General features: G+C 60.6%; 7 protein-coding genes and 2 pseudogenes. 2 read left to right on the top strand and 7 right to left on the bottom strand.

Translation table 11 applies throughout. The features are described from left to right. Positions 1 to 159: 159 nt before the first annotated feature. The gene (locus BW14_RS04695; protein WP_044089369.1) at positions 160 to 549 is read right to left on the bottom strand and encodes a chorismate mutase; all 390 of its coding nucleotides are present in this window, start codon (positions 547 to 549) and stop codon (positions 160 to 162) included. A gap of 104 nt (positions 550 to 653) precedes the next feature. On the opposite strand from BW14_RS04695, the gene BW14_RS04690 reads away from it, so the two are divergent. Beyond that, positions 654 to 2,888, top strand: coding sequence for a P-loop NTPase fold protein (locus BW14_RS04690; RefSeq protein WP_044095742.1), 2,235 nt, complete (start codon positions 654 to 656; stop codon positions 2,886 to 2,888). Between the two features lie 107 nt (positions 2,889 to 2,995). Beyond that, the gene (locus BW14_RS04685; RefSeq protein WP_044089366.1) at positions 2,996 to 3,613 is read left to right on the top strand and encodes a hypothetical protein; all 618 of its coding nucleotides are present in this window, start codon (positions 2,996 to 2,998) and stop codon (positions 3,611 to 3,613) included. Between the two features lie 131 nt (positions 3,614 to 3,744). Here the strand turns inward: BW14_RS04685 and rho are convergent, their stop codons facing one another. From rho to BW14_RS12510, 6 genes and pseudogenes are all read right to left on the bottom strand, one after another. Next, positions 3,745 to 5,850 (bottom strand): transcription termination factor Rho, encoded by a 2,106-nt coding sequence (gene rho, locus BW14_RS04680; RefSeq protein ID WP_044089365.1) that lies wholly within the window; start codon positions 5,848 to 5,850, stop codon positions 3,745 to 3,747. A 375-nt stretch (positions 5,851 to 6,225) separates the two neighbouring features. Next, a complete protein-coding gene (locus tag BW14_RS04675) occupies positions 6,226 to 7,839 on the bottom strand; it encodes an NAD(P)/FAD-dependent oxidoreductase (protein WP_044089364.1) in 1,614 nt (537 codons plus the stop codon). Between the two features lie 324 nt (positions 7,840 to 8,163). Beyond that, positions 8,164 to 9,288, bottom strand: coding sequence for a phosphatase PAP2 family protein (locus tag BW14_RS12230; protein ID WP_140464798.1), 1,125 nt, complete (start codon positions 9,286 to 9,288; stop codon positions 8,164 to 8,166). A gap of 309 nt (positions 9,289 to 9,597) precedes the next feature. Beyond that, a pseudogene (locus BW14_RS12225) lies at positions 9,598 to 11,250 on the bottom strand (histidine-type phosphatase); the annotation flags it as partial. Between the two features lie 400 nt (positions 11,251 to 11,650). After that, on the bottom strand, positions 11,651 to 11,965 hold the full coding sequence (locus tag BW14_RS04665) for a DUF2469 domain-containing protein (RefSeq protein ID WP_044089362.1): 315 nt from the start codon (positions 11,963 to 11,965) through the stop codon (positions 11,651 to 11,653). A gap of 7 nt (positions 11,966 to 11,972) precedes the next feature. After that, positions 11,973 to 12,095, bottom strand: a pseudogene (locus BW14_RS12510) (N-acetyltransferase); the annotation flags it as partial. Positions 12,096 to 12,223 lie beyond the last annotated feature (128 nt).

The following is a 12,223-nucleotide window of genomic DNA, read 5'->3' as shown; positions in this document are numbered from 1 at the left end:
ATCATATCCGTTGCGATTGCCGCGTCTGCGGATTCCTCTCACCGACGAACACCTTGCAATGGGGATTCACACTGCACCGCTGGTTCCCCACCAGCGTGTGAATATGAGGAATATAGAGGATATGCATGCATGAGGCAGCGTGGCGCGGATGCATACGATTCAGGCGAATACGTCCAATACGCCCGGATCGCCGCCTGCCTCGGCGATGCGCTGATGACGTTTCTTGGCCTCGGTCACGACAAATTCGCGGTACTTCTCAGCGATTTCCGGGTCGAGACCGGCCTCGATGGCGATGCGATGCAGGCGCTCGATCTGATAGTCCTCACGCTTCATATCCTCCGGGGCGAACCCGGCGCTGGCTTTGAGCACCCCTACCTGGGACGTGGTTTTGAACCGCTCCGCCAACAGGGAGATGACAGCGGAATCAATGTTGTCGATGGACTGACGCAGTGCCTTGATCTGCGCCACCGTCTTGGCGGTTTCCGGGTGGGCCGCCGCCTGGGCGGAATCTATGGTGGTCCTCTGCCAGTCGCTGCTCGTTTCGCTCATGTTCTCGAGGATACCCCCAAATCGTATCATCGCGCGAGTGCCCTGCTCATATCACGCTGATGCGTGCGTATGATAAGAGCATCAACCGAGAGAAGGGCAAGGCAATGACGCGAGTATCCTCCATACCATCCTCTGCATCTTCCGCATCCCCCGAGCCTTTGCATGCACAGATCGACGTTCGCCTCGCGGCACAGCCTGCGTCAACCGGCAACGGGGGTAAAGCACCCACGAAGTATCTGGCCAGCGACATTCCTCTCGCATCCAGCGATGAAGATCGGTTCGGTGTGGGCAGCTACGTGGATTCCCTTTGCAATTTCATCCGCAACAGCAGCACGCCGCTCACCGTGGCCATCCAAGGCGAATGGGGCAGCGGCAAAACCTCGTTCATGCGCATGATCGAATCACAGTTATGCGACAGGCGACTGCCGGATACGTCACGGTTCGACGCGATCTGGCTGGAAACATGGAACCTGTTCCTGGAATCCGATCAGGAGGACGCCGCCAAGAAGCTCTTCATCAGCCTGGTCTCACAGTTGAGCGACCATTTCGACAAGCCGAAATCCAGCCAGGACAGCCAGCGTGCGGAAGGCATCAAGCGTTCGATCCGGACCATCTCCACCGTGGCGCTCAACATGCTCAATGTGGAGACCGAAAGCGTCGACCGCCTGTGGAACACGGTGGGACTGGACGGTCCTGCACGGTCCGGGCGCGTTTCCGACGTGAAGAAGTCGCTGGAGCAGATCATCGATTCCGAAGTCTCCGCGCCCGACAACGGCGTGACCGACAAGGGGTTCATCATCTTCGTCGACGATCTGGACCGGCTGGACCCCGGCATGGCCGTGGTATTGCTCGAGACCATGAAGAACCTGTTCGATATTCGCAACTGCGTATTCGTGCTGGCTGTGGATTTCGACGTGGTCAAGCTTGGCATCACGCAGAAGTACGGCCGTGAACGCATCAACGGACGCAACGTGGCCCAGGATTTCTTCGACAAGATCATCCAGCTGCCGTTCAATGTGCCCGTCTCCCAATATGATGTGATGCCGATGATCACGGAACGGCTCAAAGCCATGCGGCTGCTGCCCGAAGAATGGCAATATGCCTCGCTCAGTCGGCAGATCGAGAACATCTTCCTGCTCACCACCAACAAGAACCCGCGTTCCATCAAGAACATCCTCAACTCGCTGCAGATCATGGTGGAGATGGAGCGACGCAGTTCGGGAGTCCCCGAATACCGCCTGATGCTGTTGCTGTTGGTCGCCATGCACAAAGCTTTCCCCACCACATACGCGCTGCTGTCGCAGACCATCCAGCCGGTAGACGACTGGGGGCCGATGCTCAGCACCTTGTTCGACGATTCCCCGCAGGGCCAGCGCAATCGCGACCGCGTGGGGCAGCTGCTTGCCATCTACGCGGACCTGTATCAGGAATGCATTGACAAGGGCGTCCCCATCAATCCGCTGTTCGGCACGGTGAACATCATGGGCGGGCACGACAACGCCAGCTCGCATGTGCGGTACAACGGCGAGCGCTATGACAGGACCTCGCAGACCCAGCACAAGCAGGGCATCAAGCTCATCGACGACACCGACTTCTCCTGGCTGTCCGGCAGACGCGTGCTGGATGTGGGCTGCGGCAATGGCCGCACGACCATTGAGATGTGGGATGAGAACCGGGATATGATCGTCAGCGCCATCGATCTGTCCGAAGGGCAGATCAAGAAGGCGTACGAGAATTACGACAAGCATCTGACCGCATTGGACGCCGCCCATGGCTCATCCGATAGCACACGTGCATCCACCTACCGTGGGCGCATCAATTTCCGTGTGGAGGATGCCGAACAGCTCTCCAAACGCGAGCGGTATGATCTGGTGTTCTCGAATTCCGCGTTGCACTGGGCGCGTCGCCCGAAGCGCACCTATACGGCACTGTTCCGCGCACTGCGCCCGGGAGGTGAGCTGGCTGTGCATCAGGGCGGCCATGACACGTATCGCGGGCTCCACGCCAATGCGCGGCTGGCCATCGCCAATCTCGGATTTGACGACAAATTCCCTGAGGGATGGGCCTTCCCCGCCTTCTACCCCACCAAGACCGAAATGGAGGGCATGCTGGATTCCATAGGATTCGAGCATATCGATGTGGAGGAGGTCGAATCCGAAGACCCCAATCCGCTGGTGCTCACCAATGCATTCGCGGTGGCGAGCCTGATCTTCTACCGCACCGAGGCGATGTCCGACAACGAATACGAGGCTCTGGAGCGCGAATTCAAGCGTCTGTGCGCCGAACATCTGGATCCGTATACGAACCGTCTGTACATTCACGCGCGCAAGCCGCGCTGAGCTAGGTCGCCATTCGGTCCGACATCAGGAACAACCGCATCACTTGTATAACTTGTTACCGGCGATGTCCGCTGCTGACGGCATTGCCGAAGACAGGAGGTAATCGCATGACCGTCTCGATCGACTATGTACCGACGCTGGAGGAGACGCCGCGCAACGCCGAAGTACTGAAGCAATTGAAGACACTGCTGCGCTGGGGTGATGAGCAGTTCGTACCGCCGCTGTCCGCACGCCACAGCTCGACTCAGTCCGATTTGGCGCCGCACGCGGCAGCCGCCGACCATGCCATCGACGACTACTACCGGGCATTGTTGGAGCAGCGGTTCCTGCTGGCAGTGGATGATGGCTCCGATGCTGATGCCGGTACTAACGCCGATAACGATAGCAATTCCGAGGCCGGCGACAGCACAGGCAATCAGACGCTGGCAGGGTTCATGTCATACCGCCCGGATTACGCATGCGCGTACGTGGACGGCGGCGTATGCACGTATGTGAGTACTATTCTGGTGGCTGAAGCGTATCGCGGCGCGCATCTGACCGAGCGCATGTATCGCGCGTTGTTCACGCTGCCCGACGTGGCGGGAACCGTGGTGGCCACGCGCACATGGAGCAAGAACGGCGCTCATCTGCACATTCTTGGCGAAATGGGCTTCTCCCTGATCAAGACGCTGCCTGACGACCGCGGGCCCGGCATCGACACGGTGTATTACGCGAAGCACGCATAGGGGCACAGTGTAAGGGCGCTCAGCGCGTGACTATGACTCTGCTACGACTATGGCCCGGCTCCCACAGTGGAAACCGGGCCATAGTCGTAGTCATGCGCGCGGCATGACTCGGGTGAATCCAATCAGTTCAATCAATTGCCATTGACGGCATTGCCGTTGTTGGCCTGCTGCACGATGGCGGCAAGGAAGTCGCGGTTGGTGGCGGTCTTCTTCAGTCGCGGCACCAGCGTCTGGTAGGCCTGCTCGGGTTCCATGCCGCCCAGCAGTCGGCGCAGACGGTAGATGATCGGCAGTTCCTTCGGCTCGGTGATCAGCTCTTCGCGGCGGGTGCCGGAAGCGTTGATGTCGATGGCCGGGAACAGTCGCTTGTCCGCGAGCTCGCGGGACAGCCGCAGTTCCATATTGCCGGTGCCCTTGAACTCCTCGAAGATGACCTCATCCATCTTGGAGCCGGTCTCCACCAAGGCCGAGGAGATGATGGTCAGCGAGCCGCCGTTTTCGATGTTGCGTGCGGCGCCGAAGAACTTCTTCGGCGGATACAGGGCCTGCGCGTCGACACCACCGGAAAGGATGCGGCCGGAGGCCGGGGCCGCGATGTTGTAGGCGCGGGCCAGTCGGGTCATGGAATCAAGCAGCACGACGACGTCCTGGCCGAGTTCCACCAGACGCTTGGCGCGCTCGATGGCCAGTTCGGCGACCGTCGTATGGTCGGAAGCAGGACGGTCGAACGTGGAGGAGATGACCTCGCCCTGCACCGTACGCTCCATATCGGTGACTTCCTCAGGACGCTCGTCCACGAGCACCACCATCAGATGCACTTCCGGGTTGTTGGTGGTGATCGCGTTGGCGATGTTCTGCAGGGTGATGGTCTTGCCGGCTTTCGGCGGGGAGACGATAAGGCCACGCTGGCCCTTGCCAATCGGCGCCACGATATCCATGATGCGTCCGGTGAGCTTGTTCGGCGTGGTTTCCTGCTTCAGACGCTCCTGCGGATAGAGCGGGGTGAGCTTGGAGAACTGCGGGCGCTTCAGGGATTCCTCGACGCTCTGGCCGTTGATCGAATCGATGGCCTGCAACGGCACGAACTTCTGACGCTGATTGCGACGGTCGCCCTCACGTGGAGCACGAATGGAACCGTGCACGGCGTCGCCCTTCCTGAGGCCGTATTTCTTGACCTGGCCCATGGACACGTAGACGTCATTCGGACCGGGCAGGTAGCCGGAGGTGCGCACGAATGCGTAGGAATCCAGCACATCGATGATGCCGGCCACCGGGACCAGATCCTCCTGCGGCTCTTCACGACGGTCGTCGTCAAGCATGACGTCACGATCACGGCCGCGCATCCGGCGGTTGCGACGGTCATTGCGATCGCCACCGCGATCATTGTTGCGGTCACCGCCGCGATCAGCACGATCACCGCGGTTACGGTTGCGGCGGGTGAATTCACCGCGATCCTGATTGTCGTCGGTGTCCTCGTCGTCCATCGGCTCGTCATGCTTCTGCGTCGGCAACGTGGCGAGAATGTCATCGAGATCGCGCACGTTCTCGTCATCCGGTTCGACTCGACGACGACGGGCCTGCATGTCCTCGTCATCGCGAATACGGCGGATCAGCGGCGCTTCCTCATCGTCACGACGACGCCGGCGTTCGACAGGCACCGGCGAGGTACCGCCGAGATCGAGGCTGGCCAGCAGGTCGTCGGCCACAACCTCGGCATCCGCATGCTTACGCGGTTTGCGGCGAGTGAATTCGCCATCATCCTCGATACGCTTGCGACGGCCACGCGGCTCTTCGACACTATCCATCATCTCCTGGGTCCTGCGGCGGACGCGACGCTCGCCACGGGATTCCACATGGGATTCCACGTTGGTTTCCGTATGGGATTCCACGCTGGTTTCCGTATGGGATTCCGCTTCTGCGACTGGTTCAGGCAGTGTGATGTTCGGCTCAGCTGGCTGGGTATCCGGCTGGGTCTGAACGTGCTGTGGTGCTGCGGCGACCTGTTCCGCGGGCTGCTCGGCGGCAGCTGCAGGAGTGGCGACAGGCTTCGATGCCTTGACCGCCTTGGGCTGACGGACGCTGACGCCAGCCGGCGCTTCCCCGCCACTGCGAGCTGCCTGCAGGGTGGCGAGAAGCTCGGGCTTCCTCATAGCTGAAGTTCCGCGCAATCCCATCTGCTTGGCGAGCTCCTTGAGCTCAGGAAGCTTCATATCTTCTAGATTCTGGCTATTTGCCACTGGTTGCCCTTTCCATACCGAACAGGCTCATGCCCACTTACGGAGTTAAGAGTGATTTGCGGTTGCACCGCTCATGAATGTTCGCTGCGTCTCTGGCGCCCTTGCGAACTTCGCAACACTGTACAACCTTGGCACGACCAATGCAAACGGCCCACCGGATTATCCGGCAGGCCGTTCATGACGTTCACTGATCACTTTGCGTAAGCAAAGTGAATAACGCGTGCGGTAGCAAGGCGCACCGAGGGAAGCTGTACAAAGGTACCGCGACCGAGGAGCCGCGATGCACGCGGCCTTCGCGGCAAGCCGCTCACCTCGCCTACGGGCAGCCCACAGGGCTGTCCGCTTAACGGCTCGGCACAGCTAACGCTCCGTTATTTACTTTGCTTCGTGGTAGGACTTTTCGGTGTTGACAGACCACACATTCTTCTTGGACGTCTTGCCGGTCTTGATGTTGCTGACGGCTTCCATGGCGGTGGCCATGGAGTGGTCCATGTTGTTGTAGCGGTGCTGGCCGTTGCGGCCGACACAGTAGAGGTTGCCGAAACCATCGAGGTATTCGATGAGCTCGTCCATGTGCTCGTAGGTGTCGAAGTAGGCGGGGTACGCCTTCCGGACGCGCTCACGATGGGAGTCGAGGACCTCGTCGGGGCCGTTGATGACGCGCATGCGGGTGAGTTCGGAGATGGCGAACTTGGTGACGTCTTCTTCGGACATGTTCCAGAAGGAGTCGCCTTCCTCGCAGAAGTATTCGAGGCCGATCCAGACGGTGTCGTCGACGTCCTTGACCAGATAGGGGCTCCAGTTGTTGAAGATCTGGAGACGGCCGACCTTGTAGCCCGGATCCTGGACGTAGATCCAGCAATCGGGAACGATGGGAGGATTGCCGAGGGTGGGGATGTCGGTGGTGTTCTTGAGCTTGAGGTGCTTGACCAGAAGGCCCACGGTCACGAAATCACGGTACGGAAGGCCATTGGCGACGGCGGTCATGTCGGCTGGGGCCGCCTTGGAACCGGTGGCCTCGGGATCGGCACCGGCCGCGTCGATGGCGTTGACCAGATCCTTGACGGGCATGGAGGAGATGAACTGGTCGCCGGCAAGCTCGGTGCGGTTGCCTTCGGAATCCTCATACACCACGGAGGAGATGGCACCGTTGGTCTGACGCACCTCGACCACCTTGGCGTCGGTGAGCACCTTGACGCCGGCGGCTTCGCAGTTGGATTCCACGGTCTCCCACAGCTGGCCGGGGCCGTACTTCGGATACCAGAATTCCTCAATCAGCGAGGTTTCGACTTCGGCGTTGGAGCGCTTCTTGGGCAGCAGCTTCTGGAAGGCGTTCTTCAATACGCCCAGAATGCTCAGGCCCTTGACGCGCTGGGCGCCCCAGTCAGCGGAGATCTGGGAGGGGTGACGGCCCCAGAGCTTCTCGGTGTATCCCTCGAAGAACATGGAGTAGAGCTTGCGACCGAAACGGTTGATGTAGAAGTTCTCCAGATTGTCTTCCGGAAGCTTGTGGAACATGGACTTCAGGTAGCTGAAGCCGGCAACCAGCGTGAGCTTAAATCCCATGGCCTTGAAGGTGTTGGGGCTCAGCGAAATCGGGTAATCGAAGAAGCGGCGGTTCCAATAGATGCGGGACACGCGGTGACGCTTGAGCATCACCTTGTCTTCCGTCTCGGGATCCGGGCCGCCGGGCTCCATATCGTGCTCCCGGCCGAGCTTCTTGTCATCATAGGAGGGAGCGCCCTGCAACGGCAGCACGGTCTTCCACCAGTCCATGATGCGGTCGTCCTTGGAGAAGAAGCGATGGCCGCCGATGTCCATACGGTTGCCGTTATGCTTCACCGTGCGGGAGATGCCACCGAATTCGTGGGTCTCTTCAAGCACAGTCACGTCATATCTGTCGGAACCGCCATCCTTGACGAGCTCCCATGCAGCAGTCAAGCCGGCGGGACCACCACCGATAATCACCACGGATTGCTTTTCGCTCATTATGCTCCTTATAAACGCAAAATCAGAGACAGTCTACTAAACGCCCCGGAATCGCACACGGAAAGATGATCGAATGCTTACAGAATTCTCCCGTCACACGGGCCTAGTGCATTATGCCACATGGGGCGGAGTATCAAACAAAGCACGCGCTCTGATATCGGCGCCCACAAGCGATTGCCGTCAACTAATCGATGCGCCCGGCCTGCCATAATATGCAGACCGGGCGCATCGATTGGTTTGTGAGTTATTCACCATTTGCCAACAGGCATCGGTGTCATGCCATCCATCTCAACCATCGGCGGCATGACACCTATCGCCCATCAATCAGCGGCGGACCTTCCACAGGCTCAGGGAGATGCCGGCGAGCGCCAGCAGCACCATGGCGGCCGCGACACCGGTGACCGCGACGCCGGTGTTCGGCATCTTGGAGCCCTTGTCCTTATCCTGAGTGGACGGCTTGGTGTTCTGATCGGTGTCACCGGGTGTCACGGTCTCGTTGGAGACGATGACGCTGGGCTTGTCCGCGGCGGCGACGGCGATGACCTCGCCGGCCTTGTTCAGGGTGACCTTGGCGCTGAGCGCGGTGGCCAGATCGATGCGCTGCCAGCCCTGGGAGGAGGCGTCCAGCGGGTAACCGGAGTCGATTGCCGTCTTGGCGAGCACGGCATTGCGCTGCTCGTCCGTGAGGGACGGGTAAGCGTAACGCAGCAGTGCGGAGGCGCCTTCCGGAGCGGTGAAGGCCTTGCCGCCAGCGGTCACCTGGGTGAAGCCGTAGGTCATACGCGCCTGGTAGGCGGCGATAGCGGAGGCACGGTCGGTGACCGGCTTGGAGGAGACCTCGTCGGTGAAGGCGTTGGCGTAGCCCTTGTCGGCTGCGGCACCTGTGTTGTCGATGCACTGCTCGAGCGTGTCGCCCAAGCCGTCGGCCTTGCAACGGGAGGCAAGGTAGGTGGTGAGCTGTTCGGAAGCGGCGGCCACCTCATCGGCGTTGGCGTTCATGTAGGCCGCGACGGATGACTGGCCGCCGATACGGCCGGCCATCACGTCCAGCGGGTAGTGCACGCCGAGGACGATGCGGTTGTTGCCGGCTTCGGAGGTGCGGGCCAGGATCTCGGGGGCGAGCTGCGGCACCATGACGGCGAGCACCACGCCACGAGAGTAGGCCTTGTTCGTGTGGCCGGACGGGAAGGAGCCTTCATAGGAGTTCTTCGGATAGTCCGGAGAATGAAGCTTGCCGTCGGAGCCCAGAGCCTTGCCGTCCGCATCGGTGTTGACCTTGATGATGTCCAGGCTGGTGGGCAGCCCGGCGAGGTCGTTGGAGCCGGTGTTCTGGTTGAGGCCGGTGGCGTCATCCTTGATGGGAGCCCACGTGCTGCGGTCGGAGACGTAGGGTCGGGGCGACTGGTTGACATTCTTCGCGGGGTTGCCGGACCAGCCGTTGTTGTTCATGACCGCGGCCACCTTGTCCAGGCTGCCGTCGTTGTATCCCTGTGCGAAGTATTCGCCGATCACCGGGCCGAATCCGTCCTTGAAGGCGGTGGCCACGTCCTTGTCGGCGTCACGGTCGGAGAGCGCGCGCTGCTGCTGCTCACTCGGCGTGGCATCGGTGGCGCCTTCGGCGGCCTTGTTGTTGATGGCCACGACCTTCTCGTCGTTCTCGGCGAGCACCTGCTTGTTGAGCACCTTGCCGGCGCTCTTGAGCGTGCCGTCGTCATTGAACTGCGGGGCCTGCCAGTACGTGCCGAACTCGGAGACGAGGCCGACCAGCGGGTTGGAGCCGTCCTGCAGCTTGGCATTGTCGCCGGTGGTCTGGTGACCGGCTTCGAGGCAGCTCTTCAGCTCGGTGAGCTTGTACCAGGTGGAGCCATCAGCGATCGGCGTGCATTCGGAGCGGAAGGGGATCTCCTTCTCGTTGTACAGCATGCGCACCAGCGGCGTGTAGGCGCGGCCGGTCTTTGGGTCGTTGCCCGGCTTGACAGCCACATCCCACTGCACGTTGGCGGCCATCGGCGTCACGGACTCGCCTCGCCACTCGTTGTTGTCATAGGTGTAGACGTCCGTGGTGCTGGCCGGAGCCTGCTGGGTGGAACCAGGCAGGCCGAGCAGCGCGGCGAACGGCATGATGGTCTCGGCGTGGGCGAACCGGAAGGTCGCCACGGTGGAGCCGCCGTTCACACGCTGGTCGATGGTGTTGAAGAAGTCGTCCAGCAGCGGCTGGGCGATCTTGTAGGTCTCATCTTGACCGGTGTAGCTCGGGCCCTTCTCGTAGAAGTCCTCAGCGTCGAGCGCCCACGCGAACAGCCGCGCGTCGCTGGCCTGCTGACCTTGGAAGTACTGGTTGAAGTCGAAGGTATGGCTTCCGGTGTTCTCGTTCTGCATATCCGCAGCGATGATGTACAGATTGTACAGATCCATTGCGGCGTCGTATTCGGAGGCGATCTTCTTCTTGGCTTCGCCGCAGGCGTCCGCATCCTTGCTCGGATCGGCGCCCGGAGCGCAGTTGACGTCGCCGTTCTTGGTGCCGTCGGCGGTGTTGTACCACTTGTAGGTGCCGTCGGCCAGCTTGGCGAGGAAGTCGTCGGTGAAGATCTGGGACAGCAGATCATGGGAGGCGGTCATGACATCGGCGTTCTCGGAGATGGTCTCCTCGGCACCCGCGATGGTCTGGTCGTTCTCCACGAAGTTCTGGTAATCGTCGGCGATCTTCTTGGCGTCACCGGTCTTCTCGGTGCCGTCGGGGTTCTCGGCCTTGTGGAAGTACAGCGTGTTCGGCGTCTTGTCGAACACGGCGGCCTCGCCGGTGCCGGCAGGATCGGCCGGGTTCACCGTGCTGTTGGCCAGTTCGTTGTTCGAGGCGGTGTTGAATCCGCGGGCGAAGTTCTCGCCGGACTCGGTGGCGCGGGCCTCGCCGGAGGACTGGTAGGCGATCTTGCCGCCGTCCTGAGCGGCCTTGTCGAACAACGCCTTGTTGCGCTCGTAGGCGCGCGTGCCGATGCCCTGATGCTGATTGGCGCCTTGGCCGGTGAGCATGCCGTAGCCGTTCTGCACATTGGCTGCGGTGATGGCCGTCAGGTTCTTGACGAATTCATTCTTGATGGCGTCGGACTTGAAGCCATTGTCCTTGTCGGCAGCCTCCGCCATCTTCATCAGCAGGGCGTCGTACTTGTAGCTGGACAGACCACGTGAACCGTGGCGGGCCATCGATTCGGTGTACACCGTCTCATAGCCTTCAGGTGCCTTGCTGTAGTTCGCGGTGGTCTCGGCATCAGGAGCCACATACGGCTGCTTGCTGCTGTAGTACTGGCCGTCGATCTCCAATGCGGAGGCGGCGGGGGTGTTCAAGACGCCACCGGCCATCAATGTGGCGGCAGCTGCGATGCATGCGATGGATGCCTTGCATCCCTGGAAAATATGCTGTGCGTTCACGCGACATGTTTTATCAATCGCAGGCAAACAAGACACGCGTCCTATACGTTATCGGCCTGAATTTTCCCTGAGTATCAGGTGAACAATGGATGACAGGCAAGGCAAACCTGACATTCCTCCCCGCACCGTCAATGCCATCTCCGGTGGTCTGTCTCACGTAATTGAGGACTTCATCTTCTGTCTCTCCCCCAGTCAGCTTCGCTGACAGCCCGTCCTGCAATTACGGACGCGCTCCGCGCGCAGCCTGCTGGCTCGCCTGTCGGCTCGCACGTTGCCTACAAACAGCTCCGCTGTTTGCTTCACGGCAACGTCCATCAGAGGGGGCCTACGCCACACAGACAATTGTGAGATTGATCACTAGGCTGACGGTGCCGACTGCCTGAAACTAATTGATGTCGTCGGGAATGTCGATGTCGGTCTTCTGCACTTCCTCGACGTTGACGTCCTTGAAGGTCACGATGCGCACCGACTTGACGAAACGGCTGGAGCGATACACATCCCACACCCAGGCGTCAGTCAACTGCACATCGAAATACACGTCCTGCCCAGCGGAGCGAACGTTGAAATCGACCTTGTTCGCCAGATAGAAGCGACGTTCGGTTTCCACGACATAGGTGAACAGCTTGATAACGTCACGATATTCCTTGTACAGGGCGAGCTCGGCATCGGTTTCGTAATTGTCGAGATCCTCGGCGCTCATGCTGCTATCACCGCTCACTTTCCGTGTCACGCTTGCGGCCACGCCCCAGCGTGCGCCACCAAGCTTCCTTCGAAGGCTTTCGTTCGTTCTGACCATATGGCCAGTTGCTCTCTTCTTCAGCGCTGAGGCGGGACTTCTCATGCGACGCTTCACCCGCAGCCTGCCGATGTTGAGGCTGCTCCACCGTACGCTGTCGTGCAGACGCGGTGGCCGTGTCTGCATCAGCACCGGTCCGGTTTTCGGCATCCTCAGCGAACT

Source organism: Bifidobacterium sp. UTBIF-68, assembly GCF_006408855.1.
Classification (GTDB): domain Bacteria; phylum Actinomycetota; class Actinomycetes; order Actinomycetales; family Bifidobacteriaceae; genus Bifidobacterium; species Bifidobacterium reuteri.
Note: the sequence above shows the minus strand (reverse complement) of the source record. Positions and strands in the feature narration are given on the sequence as shown.